Annotated in this window: 14 protein-coding genes; 7 read left to right on the top strand and 7 right to left on the bottom strand. The window is 71.9% G+C overall.

Features of this window, described 5'->3' with window-relative positions:
• Nucleotides 1-95: 95 nt before the first annotated feature.
• Both ABZZ17_RS15450 and ABZZ17_RS15445 read left to right on the top strand, forming a co-directional pair.
• Nucleotides 96-2,015 carry an HSP90 family protein gene (locus tag ABZZ17_RS15450; protein ID WP_356876065.1) on the top strand — a complete coding sequence of 640 codons (1,920 nt, stop codon included), beginning with the start codon at nucleotides 96-98 and terminating at the stop codon, nucleotides 2,013-2,015.
• A complete protein-coding gene (locus ABZZ17_RS15445) occupies nucleotides 2,012-5,113 on the top strand; it encodes a tetratricopeptide repeat protein (RefSeq protein ID WP_356876063.1) in 3,102 nt (1,033 codons plus the stop codon). Before ABZZ17_RS15450 ends, ABZZ17_RS15445 begins: the two co-directional genes overlap by 4 nt.
• A gap of 72 nt (nucleotides 5,114-5,185) precedes the next feature.
• Here the strand turns inward: ABZZ17_RS15445 and ABZZ17_RS15440 are convergent, their stop codons facing one another.
• On the bottom strand, nucleotides 5,186-6,088 hold the full coding sequence (locus tag ABZZ17_RS15440) for an LLM class flavin-dependent oxidoreductase (RefSeq protein WP_356876061.1): 903 nt from the start codon (nucleotides 6,086-6,088) through the stop codon (nucleotides 5,186-5,188).
• 129 nt (nucleotides 6,089-6,217) lie between these two features.
• On the opposite strand from ABZZ17_RS15440, the gene ABZZ17_RS15435 reads away from it, so the two are divergent.
• On the top strand, nucleotides 6,218-7,105 hold the full coding sequence (locus tag ABZZ17_RS15435) for a Cof-type HAD-IIB family hydrolase (protein WP_356876245.1): 888 nt from the start codon (nucleotides 6,218-6,220) through the stop codon (nucleotides 7,103-7,105).
• A 15-nt stretch (nucleotides 7,106-7,120) separates the two neighbouring features.
• Here ABZZ17_RS15435 and ABZZ17_RS15430 read toward each other — a convergent pair whose 3' ends face one another.
• The 4 genes from ABZZ17_RS15430 to ABZZ17_RS15415 form a co-directional block, all read right to left on the bottom strand.
• Nucleotides 7,121-8,857, bottom strand: a complete 1,737-nt coding sequence (locus tag ABZZ17_RS15430) for a GAF domain-containing protein (protein ID WP_356876059.1) — start codon at nucleotides 8,855-8,857, stop codon at nucleotides 7,121-7,123.
• 83 nt (nucleotides 8,858-8,940) lie between these two features.
• Nucleotides 8,941-12,465, bottom strand: a complete 3,525-nt coding sequence (cydD, locus tag ABZZ17_RS15425; protein ID WP_356876057.1) for a thiol reductant ABC exporter subunit CydD — start codon at nucleotides 12,463-12,465, stop codon at nucleotides 8,941-8,943.
• A 62-nt stretch (nucleotides 12,466-12,527) separates the two neighbouring features.
• A complete protein-coding gene (cydB, locus tag ABZZ17_RS15420) occupies nucleotides 12,528-13,529 on the bottom strand; it encodes a cytochrome d ubiquinol oxidase subunit II (RefSeq protein ID WP_356876055.1) in 1,002 nt (333 codons plus the stop codon).
• An 18-nt stretch (nucleotides 13,530-13,547) separates the two neighbouring features.
• Nucleotides 13,548-15,053 (bottom strand): cytochrome ubiquinol oxidase subunit I, encoded by a 1,506-nt coding sequence (locus ABZZ17_RS15415; RefSeq protein ID WP_356876053.1) that lies wholly within the window; start codon nucleotides 15,051-15,053, stop codon nucleotides 13,548-13,550.
• Nucleotides 15,054-15,244: 191 nt separating this feature from the next.
• Between ABZZ17_RS15415 and ABZZ17_RS15410 the strand changes: the two genes are divergently transcribed.
• Nucleotides 15,245-15,613, top strand: a complete 369-nt coding sequence (locus ABZZ17_RS15410) for a cyclophilin-like fold protein (RefSeq protein ID WP_356876051.1) — start codon at nucleotides 15,245-15,247, stop codon at nucleotides 15,611-15,613.
• An 85-nt stretch (nucleotides 15,614-15,698) separates the two neighbouring features.
• On the opposite strand, the gene hisC is transcribed toward ABZZ17_RS15410, so the two are convergent.
• Nucleotides 15,699-16,781: a histidinol-phosphate transaminase gene (gene hisC / locus ABZZ17_RS15405; protein ID WP_356876049.1), complete on the bottom strand. Its 1,083-nt coding sequence runs from the start codon at nucleotides 16,779-16,781 to the stop codon at nucleotides 15,699-15,701.
• Nucleotides 16,782-17,143: 362 nt separating this feature from the next.
• Between hisC and ABZZ17_RS15400 the strand changes: the two genes are divergently transcribed.
• The 3 genes from ABZZ17_RS15400 (at nucleotide 17,144) to ABZZ17_RS15390 (ending at nucleotide 20,737) form a co-directional block, all read left to right on the top strand.
• Nucleotides 17,144-18,259, top strand: a complete 1,116-nt coding sequence (locus ABZZ17_RS15400) for a LacI family DNA-binding transcriptional regulator (RefSeq protein ID WP_356876047.1) — start codon at nucleotides 17,144-17,146, stop codon at nucleotides 18,257-18,259.
• A 230-nt stretch (nucleotides 18,260-18,489) separates the two neighbouring features.
• On the top strand, nucleotides 18,490-19,779 hold the full coding sequence (locus ABZZ17_RS15395; protein WP_356876045.1) for a metallophosphoesterase: 1,290 nt from the start codon (nucleotides 18,490-18,492) through the stop codon (nucleotides 19,777-19,779).
• 148 nt (nucleotides 19,780-19,927) lie between these two features.
• Nucleotides 19,928-20,737: a hypothetical protein gene (locus ABZZ17_RS15390; RefSeq protein ID WP_356876043.1), complete on the top strand. Its 810-nt coding sequence runs from the start codon at nucleotides 19,928-19,930 to the stop codon at nucleotides 20,735-20,737.
• A gap of 151 nt (nucleotides 20,738-20,888) precedes the next feature.
• On the opposite strand, the gene ABZZ17_RS15385 is transcribed toward ABZZ17_RS15390, so the two are convergent.
• The gene (locus tag ABZZ17_RS15385; protein ID WP_356876243.1) at nucleotides 20,889-21,941 is read right to left on the bottom strand and encodes an aldo/keto reductase; all 1,053 of its coding nucleotides are present in this window, start codon (nucleotides 21,939-21,941) and stop codon (nucleotides 20,889-20,891) included.
• Nucleotides 21,942-21,998: the final 57 nt, after the last annotated feature.

Below are 21,998 nucleotides of genomic sequence, written 5' to 3'. Positions count from 1 at the left end.
TCATCCCCCTACTCTGTTCCTCACTCCGGGATCCGTGAGGGGGGGGTACCTCGCGATCGCCGACCACCCCATGCGAGCAAGCGAGGTGACGCCTCATGACGTCGTCCACATCCCCGTCTTCCGGCTCCACGGCCGGTTCCGAGGCCTCCGTATCCGAGGCCCCCGTCTCCGAGGCCTCCGTCTCCGAGGCCCCCGTCAACAGCTTCCAGGTCGACCTGCGCGGCCTGGTCGACCTGCTGTCCCACCACCTCTACTCCAGCCCGCGCGTCTACGTCCGCGAGCTCCTGCAGAACGCCGTCGACGCCGTCACCGCCCGCCACGCCCACGAACCCGGCGCACGCGTCCATATCCGGCTGTCGGCCTCCGCCGGCCGGGTCACGATCGAGGACTCCGGCATCGGCCTGACCGCCGCGGAGGCCCACTCCCTCCTCGCCACCATCGGCCGCAGCTCCAAGCGCGGCGGCGAGCACGGACTGGAGACCACCCGCCAGGAATTCCTCGGCCAGTTCGGCATCGGACTGCTCGCCTGCTTCGTCGTCGCCCGGCAGATCCGCGTCATCACCCGTTCCGCCCGCGACCCCCAGGCACCCCCCGTCGAGTGGCTGGCCACGGACGACGGCTCCTACACCGTCCGCGAACTCCCCCACGACGCCCGCCCGGAGCCCGGCACCACCGTCCACCTGGAGGGCCGACCGGGCTCCGAGGAGTGGACCGAGCCCGCCAGGGTCGAACGGCTCGCCCGCGACTACGGCTCCCTGCTGCCCTACGACATCACCTTCGACGACGGCGAAGGCGGCGCCCCGCGTCCGGTCACCGACCGGCCCGCCGTGTGGGACCGTCCCTTCCCCACCCCCGCCGCCCGCCGCGTCGCCCTCGCCGGCCACTGCGCGCGGCTCTTCGGCTTCACCCCGCTCGACAGCATCGACCTCGACCTGCCCGTGGCCGGAGTACGAGGAGTCGCGTACGTCCTGCCCGAACCGACCAGCCCCGCCCACCGGGCCGGACACCGCGTCCACCTCAAGGGCATGCTGCTCACCGACCAGGCCGACAACCTGCTGCCCGACTGGGCCTTCTTCGTCCGCGTCGTCCTGGACACGGACACGCTGCGGCCCACCGCCTCCCGCGAGAACCTGTACGACGACGAGACCCTGGCCGCCGTACGCGAAGCCCTCGGCGCCCGCGTCCGTACCTGGCTGGCCGAGCTCGCCGCGAGCGAACCGGACCGTCTGGCGGCCTTCCTGAGCGTCCATCACCTCGGCGTGAAGTCCCTGGCCCGGCACGACGCCGAGCTGCTCGGGCTGATGCTGCCGTGGCTGCCCTTCGAGACCAGCGACGGCTCGATGAGCCTGGAGGAGTTCGCGGCGGCCCACAGCGACATCCACTTCACGCACACCGTCGAGGAGTTCCGCCAGATCGCACCGATCGCGGCGGCTCACGGCCTGGGCGTCATCAACGCCGGCTACACCTACGACGCTGACCTGCTCGCCCTGCTGCCCTCCGTACGCCCCGACCTCAAGGTCACCGAACTCGACGCGGGCGCCGTCACGGAGCGCCTCGACCCGGTCCCCACCGGCGTCGAACTGGCCCTCACCGCCTTCCTGTCCACCGCCCGCACCCGCCTGGAGCCCCAGAGCTGCGACGTGGTGCTGCGCGCCTTCCAGCCGGTCTCCGTGCCCGCGCTCTACCTCGACGACCGGCAGGCCCGCCAGGAACGCGACCGGACGGCCGCGCTCGACAACGCCGACAGCCTGTGGAGCGGCATCCTCGGCTCGCTGCGCGGCTCCGGCCCGCGCGCCCGCCTGGTCCTCAACCACAACAACCCGCTGATCCGGCGCATCGCGGGCCTGCCCGACGCGACCCTGACCGGTACCGCCGTCGAATCCCTCTACGGGCAGGCGCTGCTCATGTCCCAGCGGCCGCTGCGGCCCGCCGACTCCACCCTGCTCAACCGGGCCTTCCTCGGGCTCCTGGAATGGGCGACCCACTCCGCCGAGACCCCGAAGGACGCCCAGTGAGCACGATGACGGCCGAAGAGATCCGGCGGGCGCTCTACGAGAACCACCGCCTGCCCGAGGGCGCCGCGCGCAACGCGCAGGCAGAGGCCCTGACCGCCGCCGCCGAGGTCTGCGGCGACCCCGACGTGTTCCGCCAGGCCCTGATCACCCAGATCGACGCCTACGAGTACAGCTCCGAACGCACCCGGATGGTGGTTCCGTTCGCCCGTCTGCTCCAGGAGTACGACCGCGATCCGGGAGCCTTCGACGCGAGCGACACCCACTCGCTCTTCTGGCGGTTCAAGTGGGTGTCCGGCCAGATCATCAACTCGCCCGACGTCCCCCTCTCCGCCGTCACCGGCTACCTCGACGACATGGAGAAGCGCTACCGGATCGCCGGCTACAGCGAACGCGCCGTACGCCAGTCCGAGTACTTTCTCGCGGACGCCATCGGCGACGACGAGCGGGCCGAGCGGGCCATGGAACGGTGGCGGGCCGCCGACCGCGACCGGATGAGCGACTGCCACGCCTGCGAGACGAACTCCCAGGGCTCCTACTGGGCGGGCCGGGGCGAGGACGCCAAGGCCATCGGGATCTGGGAACCCGTGCTGAACGGCGGACAGACCTGCATGGAGGAGCCGCACCGGGTCCTCGCCCGGTCGCTGCGCCCGCTGCTGCGCCTCGGCCGCGCCGACGACGCCCGCTCCCACCACTTGCGCGGATACCGCATGGCACGCGGCAAGGAGGGCCTGCTGCGCGCCATCGGCCAGCACATCGAGTTCTGCGCCCTCACCGGCAACGAGGCGCGCGGCGTGGAGATCCTCGCCGAACACGCCACCCATCTGCGGGCCCTCGCGGACGTCAGGACGCAGATGGACTTCTACGGCGGGGTCCTCGTCCTGCTGCGGCGGCTGTCCGAACTCGGGCACGGCGCCGACCGGACCGTGCCGTACGACGGCTCCGCGCGCACCGTCGACGAGCTGCACGGGATGCTGCGCGCCGAGGCCCTGCACATCGCCGAGCGCTTCGACGTCCGCAACGGCACCACCCGCGTCTCGGAACGGTTCCTGGCCCGGATCGAACAGGCGCCGTTCGTCGGCGTCCTGCCGCTCGGAGTGCGCAGCGCCGCACTGCCGCGGCCGGCCGCGGCCGTCCCCCCGGCGCCCGCGGCCGCGCACGTCCCGGCGGCGGCCTCCGGCTCCGGCTTCGCCGAGCTCGTGGAGCGGGCCCGGCACGCGCGCGACCTGGGGCACCCGGGCGCGGACGCGCTGTGGTCCGAGGTGTCCGTACGGGCGGCCGCGCTCCCCCCGGCGGAGCTGGATCCGCTGGTGGCCGCGGACGTGGCCGACCACCACGCCCTGGCCGCGGCGCGGGCCGGCGCCGAGGACGCCGCCCGGCTCCTGACGGAAGTCCGGGACGGGTACCTGGCCCTGGGCAGGCCCGAGCGGGCGGCCCTGGCGGACCTGCGGCTGGCCAGTGTGGCCGCGGGGGCCGGGGCGGAGCCGGGGGAGGTCCGCGCCCTGCTGGCGACGGCCGCCCGGGCCGCCGGGGCCCTGGACCCGGCCGAACGGATGCGGACCCGCCGGATCGCGCTCGCGGAACTGGCCGCGCTCCGCCTGGAGCCGTACCTGCGGTCCGTCGAGGCGGCGCGGGAACACGCCCACGCAGAGGGGCACCCGCACGACCACGACGGCGGCCACGCGCTGCCGGCCGAGGGGCTGACCGCCTTCGTCGCCGCGTACGGAGAGGACGCCGCGCCGGGCGACGCGCTGCCGGACCTGGTCGCGGAGGCCGAGGAGATGCTGGCCCGGGTCGCCCTCGCGCAGGGGGACACCGAGCGCGCCCTGCCCCTCCTGGCCGCTTCCGCTGTCCGGGCCGTCGAGGCGGGCCGGCCCTGGCAGGCGGTGGATCCCCTCGTGCTGCGCGCCGGAGTCCTGAGGTCGCTGGAGCGGCCCGGGGAGGCCGAGGAAGCGGCGCGCGAGGCGCTGGAGCACTCCGCGGAGGTGACGGACTCCGAGCAGCAGGGCGTCGTGCGCCTCACCCTCGCGGACATCCTGCTGCACCGGCCCGACGCCGCCGCCGAGGCGGCCGAGCACTCGCTGACGGCCGCCCACTGGTTCGACCAGGCCGGCCTGACCGCCGACGGCGGGGCACAGGCCCGTCTGGTGCTGGCCCGCGCCTACGCGCAGGACGGCCGCAACGCCGACGCGGCGGAGGTCCTCCAGTCGACGCTGCCCGACCTGCTGGAGCACGGTGAGGGCCAGGCGGTGGCGGCGCGGGAGTTCCTGGGCGATCTGCTGCGGGAGCTGCGCGAGTCCCGGTCCGCGGCGGAGCAGTACCTGCGGGCGGCCGAGCTGGTGACGGGCTGGGAGGACCAGCGTCCCCAGGCGGGCTTCGCCCAGTCGGCCGCCGACTGCCTCTCCGACGCGGGGCTGGTCGAGGAGGCCGTCGCCGCGTACCGGCGGTCCCTGGAACTGCACCGGCAGGCGGGCGGGGCCGCGGTCGCCGAAGTCCGGATCCTGCGTTCGCTGGCCTGGCTGGGCCTGCGCGAACGGATCGACGAGGCGGCCGTGGACGCCGCCCGGCTCCGGATGGACGAAGCGGCCGGGGTACTGGAGGCGGCGCTGTCGACCGATCCGCAGGCCGACGAGCTGCGCTCCGAGCTGGCGCAGACCTGGCACCAGCTGGCCCAGATCCTGGACCGGCAGGTCACCGCGCAGGAACAGGCCGAGCAGGACGAGTACGCACCGGACGCGGACGACGCGGAGCAGGACGACGCCGAGCAGGACGAGCAGGGCGACGCCGAGCCGGGGCATGACCCGGACGGCGAGGCTCCCGGCGCGCTGAGCCCGGCCCGGATCGAGGCCCTGCGCCTGGAGCAGATCTTCCTGTGGGAGCGGGCCTCCGCCGTCTACGACGACCTCGGCACCGGCTACCTTCTGGGCCGCTTCCAGTGCCTGAACAACGCCGCCTGGACCGAGCAGGAGCTCGGGCGGCCGGAGGCGGGCGCCGCCCGCATCTCGGCGTTCGTCGAGGAGATCAAGGCCCTGCCCGAAGACGTCGTCCCGGAGTGGATTCTGCCGCAGGCGGAGCGGTCCCTCACGAACCTGAGGTCCTGACCCCACGCGCGCGTAGTCCCCGGATCCTCACCCGCCCCGGGCGGGGCCGGATCCGGGGACGGGGCGCCGGTGTCAGCCGCCCAGCTGTCCGAGCGCCTCCGTGGCGATCTTCTCGAAGACGGCCTCGTCCGCGGCGAAGTCGGAGTCCGGGATGGGCGCGTGGATGACGATCTCCGTGAACCCCAGATCGCGGTGGCGTCCGGCGAAGTCGACGAAGGCGTCCACGGACTCCAGCATCGTGCTGCGCTCCGGGGTGAAGCCGGTCAGCAGCACCTTCTCGATGGTCTCGGACTCCCGCCCGATCTCCGCCAGGGCCTTCTCCAGCTTGCCCACCTGGCCGCGGATGGCCTCCAGCGACTGCTCGGGCGTGCCCTGGAACACCTTCGGGTCACCGGCCGTCACCCAGGCCTGGCCCAGACGCGCGGCGAGCTTCACCCCGCGCGGGCCGGTGGCGGCGACGGCGAAGGGGAGACGCGGCCGCTGGACACAGCCAGGGATGCTGCGCGCCTCCTCGGCGGAGTAGAAGGTGCCGTGGTGGGTGACGGCGCTCTCGGTCAGCAGCCGGTCCAGCAGCGGGACGAACTCGGCGAAGCGGTCCGCACGCTCACGCGGGCTCCACTCCTCCTGGCCCAGCGCGACCGCGTCGAAGCCGTTGCCGCCCGCCCCGATGCCCAGGGTGATGCGCCCGCCGGAGATGTCGTCCAGCGTCATGAGGTCCTTGGCGAGGGTCACCGGGTGCCGGAAGTTCGGCGACGTGACCAGCGTGCCCAGGCGGATCGACTCGGTGGCCGCGGCCGCGGCGGTCAGGGTGGGCACCGCACCGAACCAGGGACCGTCACGGAAGGTCCGCCAGGTCAGGTGGTCATAGGTGTAGGCGGTGTGGAACCCGAGCCGCTCGGCCCGCTGCCACTGGTCGCGGCCCCCTTCGTGCCACGCGCGGACCGGGAGGATCACAGTGCTCAGACGCAGACTCATGGGTTCGAGCCTACGGCGACGCGTGCAACAACCGCACCTCACGCATCGTCCGCCCCACCCCGAAGCCAAGCAGGAGGCATGTTTCACGTGAAACATCTCCAGCCGAACCTGGTCGGCCGCTCGGGGCCGATGGGCGAAGATGGGTCCGTGACCTCGGCTCCTCAGCGCCCGGACGGGCCAACCCCCGCACCCCGGCTCATCGCCACCGACCTCGACGGCACCTTGCTGCGCGACGACAAATCCGTCTCGCTCCGCACGGTCGCCGCGCTCGCCGCCGCCGAGGAAGCCGGGATCGAGGTCTTCTTCGTCACGGGCCGTCCGGCCCGCTGGATGGGCGTGGTGAGCGATCACGTGCACGGCCACGGCCTGGCGATCTGCGCGAACGGCGCCGCCGTCGTCGACCTCCGCGCCGGGGGAGAGTTCGTACAGGTCCGGGCGCTGCCCCGGCCCACCGCGATGACGGTGGTGAACACCCTGCGCGCCGCGGCCCCCGGCACGTCCTTCGCCGTCGAGCTGACCAGCGGCATCAACTACGAGCCGATGTACCCGCCGTTCTTCCAGGACCCGGGAGCCACCGTGGCCACCGCCGAGAAGCTGCTCGGCGAGGAGCTCGACGGCAGCGCGGCACCCGTGCTGAAGGTGCTCGCGCACCACGCCGAGCTGGGCCCGGACGAGTTCCTGGCCCTGGCACGGTCGGTGGCCGGCTCGTACGCCTCGATCACCCGCTCCAGCCCGACCTCCCTGCTGGAGATCAGCGGCCTCGGCATCTCCAAGGCCAGCACCCTGGCCCTGTGCTGCGCCGAGCGCGGCATCTCGCCCGCCGAGGTCGTCGCCTTCGGAGACATGCCGAACGACGTGGAGATGCTCCGCTGGGCCGGTACCTCGTACGCCATGGGCAATGCCCACCCGGACGTGATCGCGGCCGCGTCAGGGCGGACGGTGGCCAACAACGAGGACGGCGTCGCCGTGGTCATCGAGCGCATCCTCTCCGAGCGCACCGCGCACCACCAGCACTAGTCACGGCAGCAGGTCTTACAGCGGGGCCTCCCACAGGACGGTGGTCCCGCTCCCGTCCTCTCCGATGCCCGGCCCGTACGAGCTCGTCCCGCCCAGCGATTCGGCCCGTCGGCGCAGGTTCCGCAGTCCGCTGCGCCGCCCTCCCTCCGGGATGCCCACTCCGTCGTCCGCCACCTCCAGCCGCACCCCGGGCCGCCCGTCGGCCAGGGTGATGGTGGAGTCGAGCACCACCTCGATCCGGGACGCCTCCGCGTGCCGGAACGCGTTGGACAGGGCTTCGCGCAGGGCCGCGATCAGGTTCTTTCCGACCAGTTCGCCGACGACGGCGTCGATCGGGCCGAGGAACCGGTGGGCCGGCTTGAAGCCCAGGGGCACGGCAGCCATGTTGATCTCCCGTAGTACCCGGGTGCGCAGCCCCGACGGCGCCTCCGCGGGGCCCTGCTGGAGCGCGAAGATCGCGGTGCGGATCTCCTGGATCGTCACGTCCAGCTCGTCCACCGCCTTGCCGACCCCGTCCCTGACCTCCGGGACGATGGACCTGCGCTGGGCGCCCTCCAGCATCATCCCCGTGGCGAACAGCCGCTGGATGACGAGATCGTGCAGGTCACGGGCGATCCGGTCGCGGTCCTCGAACACGGCCAGGCGCTCCCGGTCCCGCTGCGCCTCGGCCATCATCAGCGCGAGGGCGGCTTGCGAGGCGAACTGGGTCGCCAGGGTCCGCTCCGCTTCGGTGAACGGCCTCTCGCCACGGGCCCGCGGGGTCACGAGCGCGCCCAGCACCCGCCCGCCACTGTGCAACGGCAGCATCATGCAGGGTCCGTACTGGCTGGTCAGGCGGCTGATCATGCGCGGGTCCCCGGAGGCGTCCTCGACGAACACCGGCTCGCCCTCCATCAGCCGGGCCACCACCGGGCTCTCGGCCGGGATCACCACGCCCAGCGAGGTCGCCGGGTTGTCGGCGGAGACGGCGACGATCTCCATTCCGCCCTCCTCCGCCGGCAGCATCACGATCCCGGCGGCGGAGTCGGCCAGCCTGCGGGCCTGTTCGGCCACCACCGCGAGGGCGTCGTCCGCGTCGCCGCCCGACAGCAGGGCCGTGGTGACCGCCACCGAGCCGTCGATCCAGCGCTCGCGCTGGGTGGCGGCCTCGTACAGCCGGGCGTTGCCGATGGCGATGCCCGCCTCGGTGGCCAGTACCCGGACCATGTGGACGTCGTAGTCGTTGAACTCGCCGCCGCCGTTCTTCTCGGCGAGGTACAGGTTGCCGAAGATCTCCCCCTGCACCCGGATCGGAACGCCGAGGAACGTCTTCATGGGCGGGTGGTGCGCCGGGAACCCGGCCGATCGCGGATCCTTGGTCAGATCGGCGAGCTGGACGGTGTCGGGATGGGAGATCAGCGCGCCGAGCAGGCCGCGCTTCCCGTCCGGACGGTGTCCGATCTTCCGGGCCAGTTCGCCGCTGACGCCGAAGGTGACGAAGTCGGAGAGGCCGCGTCCCTCGGTGTCGACGACGCCGATCGCCGCGTAACGGGCGTCGGCGAGCTCGGCGGCCGTCTCGCAGATCCGGTCGAGCGTGGAGTGCAGTTCGAGGCCGGTCCCGACCGAACGCATGGCCTCCAGCAGTTGCGGAACCCGAGCGGTCAGCTCGGTGGACAGCCCCTGCAGACTCCGGGTGGCCTGGGTGGCGGCCTCCAGCGGGTCCGGTGTTCCGCGCGTGGGTTCCGGTGCTTCCTGAGACTCCTGGGCTGACATGACCTTGAGCCTAGTTAGTCCCCTTTGGTGGGGAAAGTCGCAGCGTGCGGAACGCGCCACCCGGGGCCGGGCCGGACCCGCCCTCAGCCGAGGCCGGCCCGCGCCCCGTCGGCCTGCCGCTCCCGGTCCAGGAGCCCGCGCAGGGGGCCCTCGGCGACGGCCAGCTCCGCGTACGCGCCGCGCTGTACGACCGTGCCCCGGTCCAGGACCAGCACCTCGTCCACCGCCTCCAGTCCGGCGAGCCGGTGCGTGATGAGCACGGTGGTCCGGCCCTCGGTCGCGGCCAGCAGGTCCGCCGTCAGGGCGTCCGCGGTCGCCAGGTCCAGGTGCTCGGCGGGCTCGTCCAGGACGAGGACGGGGAAGTCCGCGAGCAGCGCCCGGGCCAGGGCCAGCCGCTGCCGCTGACCGCCGGAGATCCGCTCCCCGTGTTCACCGACCAGGGTGTCCAGACCGTCCGGAAGTCCCTCGGCCCACTCCAGCAGCCGGGCCGCCGCCAGCGCCTCGCGCAGCTCCTCCTCGCTCGCCCCGGGCCGGGCCAGCCGGAGGTTCTCGCGGACCGAGCTGTCGAAGAGGTGGGCGTCCTGGGCGCACAGGCCCACCATGCGGCGTACGTCGTCGCCGTCGAGGCCCCGTACGTCGGTCCCGCCCAGGGTGTACGTGCCGTCGCTCGGGTCCAGGAACCGCAGCAGGACCTGTGCCAGCGTGGTCTTGCCCGAACCGGAGGGGCCGACCACCGCGACGCGCCGGCCGGCGTCCAGGGTCAGGTCCGTGCCGTGCAGGGCGTCCCTTTCCTGCCCGGGGTGGCGGGCGGCGAGGCCGGTCAGCCGCAGGGGGAAGGGGGAGGCAGGCGCTTCGAGTGCCTCGGCCGGCTCCACGACGGGCACCGGCGCGTCGATGACCTCGTAGACCCGTTCGGCGCTGCGGCGCACCCGCTGCCGGTACTGGACCGCGAGCGGAAGTCCGCTGACGGCCTCGAAGGCGGCGAGCGGGGTCAGGACGACCACCGCCATGGCCACCCCGGAGAGCCGGCCTCCGGCGACGGCGGCCGCGCCGGCGAGGGCTGCGAACACCACGGTCAGCCCGCACACCAGGGCGGACAGCCCGCCGCCGAGCCCCGTGGCGAAGGCCCCGCGCGAGGCGATCCGGGTCAGCACCCCGTCGCTCTCCCGCGCCCGGTCCTTGCGCCCGGCCAGGGCCCCGGCGACGGTGAGTTCGGCGGTACCCGTCAGCAGGTCGGCCACGCGGGTGGCGAGCTCGCCCCGCGCCGGCGCGAGCCGCCGCTCTGCACGCCGCGCGCAGGCACCGCTGACCAGGGGGACTCCGATGCCTGCGGAGAGGAGGCCGACCGCGAGCACCGCTCCGGCCTCGGGCAGCAGCCAGGCGGTGAACGCCACGGATCCGGTCCCGACGAGCAGCGCGGTGCCGACCGGGAGCAGCCAGCGCAGCCAGTAGTCCTGGAGGGCGTCGGCGTCGGCGACCAGCCGGGACAGCAGGTCCCCGCGGCGCTGCTCGCGCAGTCCGGCGGGGGCGATCCGCTCCAGCCGCCGGTACACGGAGACCCGCAGGTCGGCCAGCATCCGCAGGACGGCGTCGTGCGACACGAGCCGCTCGGCGTAGCGGAACACGGCACGGCCCAGGCCGAAGGCGCGCGTGGCCGTGACGGCCACCATCAGGTAGAGCACCGGCGGCTGCTCGGAGGCCCGCGAGATGAGCCACCCCGACACGGCCATCAGTCCGACGCTGCACCCGACGGCCAGCGCTCCGAGCAGCAGCCCGAGCCGGAACCTGCCCTGCCATGCCGCTGCCGTGGCCCGTACCCGGCGCAGCGGATCACCGCCGGCCGCGTCGGCGGCGGCGCCCGCCGCGGCCCGTTCCGCGGTGGGCCCGAGGATCCATTCCCCGGGGTCGGCAACCGGCGCCGGCGTGGGTTCCGCGGTCCGGGCGGCCATCGGTCCGGCGGGCTCCCCTGCGCCTTCGCCCACCGCCACCACCCGGTCGGCCACCGCCAGCAGCGCCGGCCGGTGCACCACCAGCAGGACGGTCCGGCCCACCGCGAGGCGTCGTACGGCGTCCACCACGGCCGCCTCGGTCTCCCCGTCCAGTGCCGCCGTCGGCTCGTCCAGCAGCAGCACCGGCCGGTCCGCCAGGAACGCGCGGGCCAGCGCGAGCCGCTGCCGTTGTCCCGCCGACAGGCCGACGCCGCCCTCACCGAGCGGGGTGTGGACCCCGCCCGGCAGGGCGGCCGTGAACTCCCACGCCCCGGCGTCCCGGAGGGCCGCTTCCACGTCTTCGTCGCGGGCCCCGGGCCGGGCCAGCCGTACGTTCTCGGCGATGGTCCCCGCGAAGAGGTGCGGCCGCTGCGGCACCCACGCGACCCGCTCCCGCCACTGCTCCAGGGACAGTTCGGCCTGGTCGACGGCGCCGATGCGGACCCGTCCGGCCGTCGGCGTGACGAAGCCCAGCAGCACGTTCAGCAGCGTGGACTTGCCCGCTCCGCTCGGCCCGGTGAGGGCCACGCACTCACCCGGTTCGACGACCAGCGAGACGGGTCCGGGCGAGCTCGCGCTCCGGCCCTCGTACCGCACCTCGACCCCGTCGAACTCGATGCGCAGGTCCGCGTCCGGCACGGGGGCCGCGCCGCCCGGAGCGGGCAGCGGGGTCTCCAGAACCTCGAAGATCTCCTCCGCCGCGGCCAGTCCCTCGGCCGCCGCGTGGTACTGCGCTCCCACCTGCCGCAGCGGCAGGTACGCCTCGGGCGCCAGGATCAGGATGACCAGTCCCGTGTAGAGGTCGAGTTCGCCGTGGACCAGCCGCATGCCGATGGTCACCGCGACCAGGGCCACCGACAGCGTCGCGAGCAGCTCCAGCGCGAACGACGACAGGAAGGCGATGCGCAGGGTCCGCATCGTGGCCTGACGGTAGTCGTCGGTGATCTTGCGGATGGACTCGGCCTGGGCCTTGGCGCGCCCGAAGACCTTCAGCGTCGGGAGTCCGGCCACCACGTCCAGGAAGTGCCCCGACAGCCGGGACAGCAGCCGCCACTGGCGGTCCATCCGGGACTGGGTGGCCATGCCGATCAGGATCATGAACAGCGGGATCAGCGGCAGGGTCACCACGATGATGGCCGCCGACACCCAGTCCTCGGTGACGATCCGGGCGAGGACCGCCACCGGAACGACCACCGCGAGCCCCAGCTGGGGCAGGTAGCGGGAGAAGTAGTCGTCGAGCGCGTCCACCCCCCGGGTGGCCAGTGCCACCAGCGAACCGGTCCGCTGACCGCCGGCCCGGCCGAGCCCCAGGTCGGCGGCCCGGTCCAGCAGTCGCACCCGCAGCTCGGACTTGACCGCCGCACCGGCGCGGTGCGCGGCCAGCTCCGTGAGCCAGGCGACCAGGCCGCGCCCCAGGGCCACCGCCGCGAGGAGCAGCAGCGGTGTGCGCAGCGCCCCCGCGCCGAGCCCCTCCTCGAAGGCACCGACCACGATCTCGGCGATGAGCATCGCCTGACCGACGACCAGCCCCGCTCCGGCGAGCCCGAGGAGCACCACCGCCCCCAGGAAGAGGCGGGTGGAGCGGGCGTACCGCAGCAGGCGCGGGTCGATCGGTTTCACGTGAAACATCCCCTCGGCAGGTCAGGCAGGAGAGTCGGGCATCGGAGGGAGCCGCCGACGCCTCAGTGCGCGTCGACGATGTGCTGCGTCCCGATCCGCTTGCGGAACACCCAGTACGTCCAGCCCTGGTAGAGCAGGACGAGCGGCGTGGCCACTCCCGCGCACCAGGTCATGATCTTCAGTGTGTACGGGCTGGACGAGGCGTTGGTGACCGTGAGGTTCCAGGCGTCGTCCAGGGAGGACGGCATGACGTTCGGGAAGAGCGTCAGGAACAGCATCGCGACGGCGGCGGCGATGGTGATGCCGGAGAGCGCGAACGACCAGCCCTCGCGGCCCGCCAGGTTGCAGCCCAGGGCCCCGACCAGGGCGGCCACCGCGACGGCCATCGCGATCAGGCTCCAGCCGTCACCGCGCGAGACCTGGGTCCAGATCAGGAAGACGAGCGCCAGCAGCGCGGTGACCACGCCCAGCCGGGTGGCCAGTGCGCGCGAGCGGTCCCGGATGTCACCGACCGTCTTGAGCGAGGTGAACACCGCGCCGTGGAAGGTGAACAGGGTGAGGGTGACCAGACCGCCCAGGACCGAGTAGACGTTGATCAGGTCCAGGAAGCTCCCGACGTACTCCATGTCCTGGTCGATCTTCACGCCGCGCACGATGTTGGCGAAGGCCACGCCCCACAGGAAGGCGGGGATCAACGAGGTCCAGAAGATCGCGTGTTCCCAGTTGGTCTGCCACTTGTCCTCGGGCCGCTTGTGGCGGTACTCGAAGGCGACGCCGCGGATGATCAGGCAGACGAGGATGATCAGCAGCGGCAGGTAGAAGCCGGAGAAGAGGGTGGCGTACCACTCGGGGAAGGCCGCGAAGGTCGCGCCGCCCGCGGTGAGGAGCCAGACCTCGTTGCCGTCCCAGACGGGCCCGATCGTGTTGATCAGGACCCGCTTCTCCGTGCGGTCACGGGCGAGCAGCTTGGTGAGGACACCGACACCGAAGTCGAAGCCCTCCAGGAAGAAGTAGCCGGTCCACAGGACGGCGATGAGTACGAACCAGACGTCGTGGAGTTGCATCGTGGGTCTCCTCGGGCCTCAGTACGAGAAGGCCATCGGCCGGTCGGGGTTCCTGTCGTCTCCGCCGATCTTCGTCGGCGGGTTCAGGTCGGCCTCGGTGAGTTCCGGGGGGCCGAGCTTGACGTACTTCACCAGCAGCCGGACCTCGATCACCGCGAGCACGGCGTAGAGCAGGGTGAAGCCGATCATCGAGGTGAGCACCTCGGCCTGGGTCACGTTCGGCGAGACCGCGTCCCGGGTGCGCAGCACTCCGTAGACGACCCAGGGCTGGCGTCCCATCTCGGTGAAGATCCAGCCCCAGGAGTTGGCTATGAGCGGGAAGCCCATGGTCCAGAGCGCGACGATCCAGTACAGGTTGGCGAAGCGCGGGCTCAGGGCCTTCTTGAAGAGGACCAGGTTCGGTACCTCTTCCGGGCCGGTGCGCAGGCCGGGCGGCAGCAGGAACTTCTTGCGGGTCAGCCACAGGCCCAGCGAGCCGATCGCGAGCGAGGCCATGCCGAAGCCGATCATCCAGCGGAAGCCCCAGTAGGCGACGGGGATGTTCGGCCGGTAGTCGCCGGGGCCGAACTTCTCCTGCTGGGCCTTGTTGACGTCGTTGATGCCCGGGACGAACGAGGTGAAGTCGTCGTTGGCCAGGAAGGACAGCAGGCCGGGGATCTCTATCGCGACCTTGTTGTGGCCCTTGTCCACGTCGCCGTAGGCGAAGACGGAGAAGGGGGCCGGCGCTTCGCCGTCCCACAGGGCCTCGGCCGCTGCCATCTTCATCGGCTGCTGCTTGTACATGACCTTGCCGAGCAGATCGCCGCTGATGGCGGTGCCCATACCGGCAATGATCATGACGATCAGGCCGAGGCGCAGCGAGCTGCGCATCACGGGCACGTGCTTCTTGCGCGCCAGGTGGTAGGCGGCGATGCCGGCCATGAACGCGCCGCCGACCAGGAACGCGGCCGTGATCGTGTGGAAGAACTGGGTCAGCGCGGTGTTCTGGGTGAGCACCAGCCAGAAGTCGGTGAGCTCGGCCCGGCCGCGTTCCTCGTTGATGCGGTAGCCGACGGGGTGCTGCATCCAGGAGTTGGCGGCGAGGATGAAGTAGGCGGACAGGACGGTGCCGATCGAGACCATCCAGATGCAGGCGAGGTGGATCTTCTTGGGCAGCTTGTCCCAGCCGAAGATCCACAGGCCGATGAAGGTCGACTCGAAGAAGAAGGCGATCAGGGCCTCGAAGGCGAGGGGGGCTCCGAAGACGTCGCCGACGAAGCGCGAGTAGTCGGACCAGTTCATGCCGAACTGGAACTCCTGCACGATGCCGGTGACGACACCCATCGCGATGTTGATCAGGAACAGCTTGCCCCAGAACTTCGTGGCCCTGAGGTACTTCTCGTTCTCGCTGCGCACCCATGCCGTCTGCAGGCCTGCCGTGAGGGCGGCGAGCGAGATCGTCAGGGGGACGAACAGGAAGTGGTAGACGGTGGTGATGCCGAACTGCCATCGCGCCAGCGTCTCCGGCGCCAAAGCTAGGTCCACGTCCTCGTCTCCTTCGGGTCACCGTGGTCACAGCGGCAGTCTGCCGTTTGTGTCCCACTCATTTCGGGAGGAAGCGGGACACGCTTGTGAACGCGTTCACATTCACAAGCATTATGTCGCACAGGCATCCGCAGCTGTCAGCCGGGGGGTACCTCTAGCCAAGACATTCAACAGATTGTTGAATTCAGCGCATGCAGATACGAATCTCCTGGCCTTCCGGCCAGCTCACCGCCACCCTCGACGAGACCCCGACCAGCAAGGCGCTGGCCGAGGCCCTCCCGATCTCGGCCTCCGCCAACACGTGGGGCGAGGAGGTCTACTTCGACACCGGCGTCTCCGTCGCCCTGGAGCACGACGCCCGGCAGGTCGTCGACCCGGGCACGGTCGCGTTCTGGACCGAGGGCGACGCGCTCGCGCTGCCGTACGGCCCCACTCCCATCTCGCGCGGGGGCGAGAGCCGCCTGGCGAGCCCGTGCAACGTGCTCGGCTCGTTCGACGGCGACCCCCGCCTGCTGTCCACCGTCCGCGACGGCGACCCCATCCGCGTGGAGCTGGTGTAGGCCCGTGACCGGGCCCACACCCCGGCTCCGCTCCTGAGGCCGCGGCCCCTGGAGTCACGACTCCGGAAGCCACGGCTCCGCGCGGCTACATCTCCTTGAAGAACGCCTCCGCCGTGTGCAGGAAGAGGTCGTTCGCCTCGGTCTCACCGATCGTGACCCGCAGGCCCTCGCCCGCGAAGGGCCGGACCACCACACCGGCCTTCTCGCAGGCCGCCGCGAACTCGGCGGTCCGCTCCCCCAGCCGCATCCACACGAAATTGGCCTGCGTGTCCGGGACGACCGTCCAGCCCTGGGCGAGCAGCGTCCCGTGCACCCTCGCGCGCTCGCCCACCAGCGAGCCGACCCGGCCCATCAGCTCGTCCTCGGCCCGCAGCGAGGCGACCGCGGCGTCCTGGGCGAGCTGGCTGACGCCGAAGGGCACCGCCGTCTTGCGCAGCGCGGCGGCCACCGGCTCGTGCGCGACCGCGAATCCGACCCGCAGACCGGCCAGGCCGTACGCCTTGGAGAACGTACGCAGCACCGCCACGTTGGGGCGGCTGCGGTAGAGCTCGATGCCGTCGGGGACGTCGGCGTCGCGCACGAACTCGCGGTAGGCCTCGTCCAGGACCACCAGGACGTCCGAGGGCACCCGGTCCAGGAAACGTTCCAGCTCGGCGCGGCGCACCGCGGTGCCCGTGGGGTTGTTGGGATTGCAAACGAAGATCAGGCGCGTCCGGTCGGTGATCGCGGCGGCCATGGCGTCCAGGTCGTGCACGTCCCCGTCGGTCAGCGGCACCTGCACCGACGTCGCACCCGAGATCTGCGTGATGATCGGGTAGGCCTCGAAGGACCGCCAGGCGTAGATGACCTCGTCGCCCGGACCCGCCGTCGACTGGATCAGCGACTGGGCCACGCCGACCGAGCCGGTGCCCGTGGCGATGTGCTCGACCGGCACGCCGAAACGCTCCGCCAGCTCGTTGACCAGGCCCGTGCAGGCCATGTCCGGGTAGCGGTTGAACCGCCCGGCGGCCGCGACCGCGCTCTCCAGGACACCCGGAAGCGGCGGGTACGGGTTCTCGTTCGAGGACAGCTTGAACGCCACGGCCCCGCCGGCGGCTGCCGGCTTTCCGGGCTTGTAGGTGGGAATGCCGTCCAGCTCGGCGCGCAGCTTCGGGCTCTTCTCGCTCACCGCAGGTCCTCCTCGACCGTCCCGTCGACGGCACCGTCGACTCAATACTGCTCACCATATGAGGATTCCGCCGATCCGAGAATGGCGGGCGCCCGGAACACAGGGGGAGCGCGCGCATATATGCGTGCGCCGGTGGCCTGCGCCGTGGCGCGCGTCCCTCGTGCAGGTGAGTTGCGAACGGTCCGCAGCGGCTCCGTTTTGGCATGCTCGTACCCGAAGACAAGCGGCACCCTTACTCAGAGCAACCAATGACCTTTGTTTCCAAGGTCATTGGGGGTGGCGAAACATGCAGAATCGTGCCTGTCAACGCGTGCATATGCACCCGGACCACCCACCCCACCGAGCCCTACTATCGGCTCGCCATGACAGCAGCAGGGAAGCATCAGGTGAGCCGGGCCGAGACCACCCGGCGAGTCGGCGGCCGACAGGGCCGGGCCGGCATCAGAGACGTGGCCGCCGCAGCGGGCGTCTCCATCACAACCGTCTCCGACGCGCTCAATGGCAAGGGGCGGCTGCCGGACGCCACCCGCCGCCACGTTCGCGAGGTCGCCGACCGGCTGGGCTATCGCCCCTCCGCCGCCGCTCGCACCCTCCGTACCGGCAAGTCGGGCCTCATCGGCCTGACCGTGACGACGTACGGGGATGAACCTTTCACCTTCACCGAATTCGCGTACTTCGCGGAGATGGCACGGGCCGCAACCTCGGCCGCGCTCGCCCGCGGCTACGCCCTCGTCATCCTCCCCGCCACCTCACGACACGACGTCTGGTCCAACGTGGCCCTCGACGGCACCGTCGTGATCGACCCCTCCGACCACGACCCCGTGGTCAGCGAGCTGGTCCGTCAGGGACTCCCCGTGGTCTCCGACGGCCGCCCGGCCGGCACCCTCCCCGTCACCGCCTGGGTCGACAACGACCACGAGGCGGCCGTACTGGGCCTCCTCGACCACCTGGCCGCCGCCGGTGCCCGCCGCATCGGGCTGCTGACCGGCACCACCACCGACACCTACACGCGGCTCTCCACCACCGCCTACCTCAACTGGTGCGAGCGGGTCGGGCAGGACCCGGTCTACGAGTCCTACCCCGCCCACGACCCGTGTGCCGGGGCGGTGGCCGCCGACCGGCTGCTCGCCCGGCCCGACCGGCCCGACGCCGTCTACGGGCTCTTCGACCCCAACGGCACCGACCTGCTCGCCGCAGCCCGGCGCTACGGCCTGCGCGTTCCCGAGGACCTGCTGCTCGTCTGCTGCAGCGAATCGACCGTCTACGCCAACACCGAACCGCCCATCACCACGCTCTCCCTCAAACCGCGCCGCATCGGCACCGCCGTCGTGCAGTTGCTGATCGACGCCATCGAGGGGGTCGACACCGGACGGCCCGTCGAACAGGTCGTCCCGACCGAACTCATCATCCGTACCTCCTCGCAGCGCAGGACGCCCCGGACCACCGTCAGCCCACCCCGATCACCGGCCCAGGACTGACCTCCACACCACGGCACGGCGGGGCCGACGGCCCCGCCGAGGATTTCAGCAACACCGATATCGGGAGAAATCGGCAGGAACGACCGGCTCCGGCCAGGATTCACCACCCCTGGTGCGTCACAGAGCGCGAGCTGCATTCCTATGATGGGCGCACGACATCACGGACCCTCCGCCCCAGCGGTCAGGAGGGTCCGCAGGTGTACGGCAGCGCGACGGTGGTGGAGGGGTCGATGACTCAGGGGGCCGGTCAGGGACCCGCGATGCGGACGGACACGCTGCGGGACTTCCGGGTGCCGGTCAGCGAACCCGCCCCGTACACCGCGTCCAAAAGCCTGCCCGGGGATGCCCCCGCGTACGGCGAACACCCCGCGTACTACGGCGCGGCCCCGTCCCCGGCACCGGCACACCCGGCGTCCGGGTACGTAGCGGGCCACCCCGAGTACCTCGGCTCCGCCCCCGCGGCCCGTCCCGTGCCGGAGACCGTCCCGCAGCAGCGCACGGCCACGGCCCACGCGGACGTCCGCGCCACGGCGCACGCCGATGCGCACGCCGAGGACCCGGGCGTCGCCGACGAGCCCGACGACGGCTACACCCCCACGCAGCGCGACCTGCCCGTCATCGGCCGCGGCGCCCAGGGCGGCCCCGGCGACACCGTGCAGGTGCACTACGTCCCCCAGGAGGCACCGGCCTCCGGCCCCGGCCCGCTGTACGTGGTGGGTGACGTCCACGGCTACCTCGACGAGCTGGTCAGGGAACTGCGGGCGCAGGACCTCATCGACGCCGACGGGCGCTGGTCCGCCGGCAACGCGCGGCTCTGGTTCCTCGGCGACTTCACCGACCGCGGTCCCGACGGCATCGGCGTCATCGACCTCGTCATGCGGCTCTCCGCCGAGGCCGCGGCCGCCGGCGGCTACTGCAAGGCCCTCATGGGCAACCACGAGCTGCTGCTCATCGGCGCCAAGCGGTTCGGCGACACCCCCGTGCACTCAGGGGCCGGTACGGCCACCTTCCAGGCCGCCTGGCTGCTCAACGGCGGCCAGCGCACCGACATGGAGCGCCTGGAGGACGTCCACCTGCAGTGGATGTCACGGCTGGACGCGGCCACCCTGGAGGACGGCCACCTGCTGCTGCACTCCGACACCACCGCGTACCTCGACTACGGCGACTCCATCGAGGACGTCAACGACACCATCCACGAACTGCTCAACCGCAACGACGCCGACATCACCTGGGACCTGTTCCGCAAGTTCACCAAGCGGTTCGCCTTCCGCGACGAGGAAACCGGCCCGCACGCCGTACGCGAACTCCTCGGCACCTACGGCGGCGGACGCGTCGTCCACGGACACAGCCCGATCCCCTACCTCCTCGGGGAAGTGGGCACCGAGGACGGCGACGAGTCGCGCGGCCCGGAAGCGGTGGACGGACCGCACGTGTACGCCGAAGGTCTGGCCATCGCCATGGACGGCGGGGTCACGATGGCGGGCAAACTGCTCGTCGTTCAACTACCTCTGCGCGACTGAGCGTTCTCGGAGCGGGGTATTTCGGCAAAGCCCCTGTCACGGCGTGGCAGGGGCGCTCTACCATCGCTCTATCCGTAGCAGGCTCTCCTCCGTTTGTGCCGGTGCCCGGGTCTACGCGGGCATACCGGCTTGTACGGAGCATCGGGGGATGCACATGACCAGCGCTCCGCACCTGCTGACCGAAGACCGGCCCGAGTTCGACCGCCTCCTCGACGAGGCGCTGCGCACCGCGGACGAACGGCCCGAGCTCGCCACTCTGGGTGAACGGCTGAACGCCGAACAACTGCGCACGATGGCCTTGAACGCCAGTGCCCTGCTGACCGCCGCGGCCGCGGCCGAGTACGACCACTACGTGAAGGTCCGCGAGGAACTGCGCGACGAGGCCCTGTCGGCCCCCACGAGCGGGGGCGAGGACGGCATGGGCGACCAGGACGACGGAGCCGGTGTGAGCGCCGTGGTCGCCGTCCTGGCCCCCCTCCTGGCCGGGACCGCCATGGTGATCTTCCTGCTGGTGGGCTACAGCCTGAGGATGCTCGACCCGGAACCCGCCTTCGCCCAGACGATGCTGACGGCCGGTTGGCTCTTCGGGGCCCTCACCGTGGCCGCCCTGCTCTTCGCCGTGATCGGGCTGCTGGTGACGGCCTTGCGCAACAGCTCGACGGAGACCTTGGCGGAGACCGTGGTGATACCCGACGAGCTCTCACGGGCCAGGGAGGCCTGGCGCAACGCCCTGCTGGAACGGGGCATCATGCCGTTCCTGCGGGACGCCCTGGCCGACCCGAGCGCCGCCGGCCATCCGACCCCCCGCACACCGGGGGCCGGGCGCATCCCCAACCTGGGTTACACCCGGCCCGACTTCACCAGTCCCGGATCCCCGTCGCAGGGGCCCCGGCCCGGCTACTCGTCCCCGGACTTCACCAGCCCTGACTTCGGCGGGCCGGAGCACGAACGGGAGTGACCAAGTGACGGGCACGCCAGAGTGCGCTTCGGCCGGCCCGTCACCGTTTCACGTGAAACATCGCCATCCGCACCGGCCCGGGCAGCCAGGGGCGTCCGAGCGTGCGCGCCAGACCCCGCCGGGCAGCCAGGACTGCGACGACACTGCCTAGCTAGATGGCCGCCGCGCGCTCGTCGAGCGGCCGCCGCCGCTGACGGGACTCCGTCAGCGCCGTGGGACGCCAGACACCGTCCGGCCGGTAGAGGTTCACGCCGGGCGCCACAATCTCGTCGATCCGGTCGAGCACCGCGTCGTCGAGGACCAGCCCGGCTCCCGCGACCAGCGATTCCATCTGCTCCATCGTCCGCGGCCCGATGATCACCGAGGTGACGGCGGGATGCGCGACGGGGAAGGCCACGGCCAGTTCCGGCAGCGTGCAGCCGATCGACTCGGCCAGCTCGACGAGCTGTTCCACTGCCTCCAGCTTGGCCACGTTGCCCGGGATCGCCGGATCGAAGCGTGCCGGAGTCAGGGCGGCCCGGCCCGAGGTCAGGTCGATCGGCCCGCCGAGCCGGTACTTTCCGCTCAGGAAGCCGGATGCGAGCGGGCTCCAGGTCAGCACGCCCATCCCGTAGCGACGGGCGACCGGCAGCACGTCGGCCTCGATGCCCCGCGCGAGGATCGAGTACGGGGGCTGCTCCGTACGGAACCGGGGCAGGGCCCGCCGCTCGGCCACGTGGTGCGCCTCGACGAGTTCCTCGGCCGGGAACGTAGAGCAGCCGAAGGAGCGGATCTTGCCGGCCCTGACCAGGTCGCCGAGGACCGACAGGGTCTCCTCGACGTCGGTCGTGTGGTCGGGCCGGTGCACCTGGTAGAGGTCGATCCAGTCGGTGTCCAGGCGCCGCAGGCTGTCCTCCACCGCCCGCACGATCCAGCGCCGCGAGTTGCCGCTGCGGTTGCGTCCCTCTCCCATCTGGAAGTGGACCTTCGTGGCGAGCACGACGTCGTCGCGCCGCCCCTTGAGTGCCTTGCCCACGATCACCTCGGACTCACCGGCCGAGTACATGTCCGCGGTGTCGAGGAAGTTGATCCCCCTGTCGAGCGCGGCATGGATGATCCGCACGCACTCCTCGTGGTCCGGGTTCCCCACCGCTCCGAACATCATCGTGCCCAGGCAGTGGGCACTCACCTCGATGCCCGTACCGCCAAGATTTCGGTATCCCATGCTCATGCGGCCGCACTCTAGGAGCTGGAGCGCACTCCAGGTCAAGCAACGCGCCCC

It is taken from the genome of Streptomyces sp. NPDC006512 (assembly GCF_040611935.1).
In the GTDB taxonomy this organism is placed as follows: domain Bacteria; phylum Actinomycetota; class Actinomycetes; order Streptomycetales; family Streptomycetaceae; genus Streptomyces.
This window is presented reverse-complemented; position numbering and strand designations above follow the sequence as displayed.

Coding starts and splice junctions, on each gene's coding strand:
- cydB (WP_356876055.1), bottom strand. CDS start 13,529: ATGCAACTCCACGACGTCTGGTTCGTACTCATCGCCGTCCTGTGGACC.
- ABZZ17_RS15395 (WP_356876045.1), top strand. CDS start 18,490: ATGACTCAGGGGGCCGGTCAGGGACCCGCGATGCGGACGGACACGCTG.
- ABZZ17_RS15435 (WP_356876245.1), top strand. CDS start 6,218: ATGGGCGAAGATGGGTCCGTGACCTCGGCTCCTCAGCGCCCGGACGGG.
- ABZZ17_RS15390 (WP_356876043.1), top strand. CDS start 19,928: ATGCACATGACCAGCGCTCCGCACCTGCTGACCGAAGACCGGCCCGAG.
- ABZZ17_RS15430 (WP_356876059.1), bottom strand. CDS start 8,857: ATGTCAGCCCAGGAGTCTCAGGAAGCACCGGAACCCACGCGCGGAACA.
- ABZZ17_RS15385 (WP_356876243.1), bottom strand. CDS start 21,941: ATGGGATACCGAAATCTTGGCGGTACGGGCATCGAGGTGAGTGCCCAC.
- ABZZ17_RS15450 (WP_356876065.1), top strand. CDS start 96: ATGACGTCGTCCACATCCCCGTCTTCCGGCTCCACGGCCGGTTCCGAG.
- ABZZ17_RS15410 (WP_356876051.1), top strand. CDS start 15,245: ATGCAGATACGAATCTCCTGGCCTTCCGGCCAGCTCACCGCCACCCTC.
- ABZZ17_RS15400 (WP_356876047.1), top strand. CDS start 17,144: ATGACAGCAGCAGGGAAGCATCAGGTGAGCCGGGCCGAGACCACCCGG.
- ABZZ17_RS15440 (WP_356876061.1), bottom strand. CDS start 6,088: ATGAGTCTGCGTCTGAGCACTGTGATCCTCCCGGTCCGCGCGTGGCAC.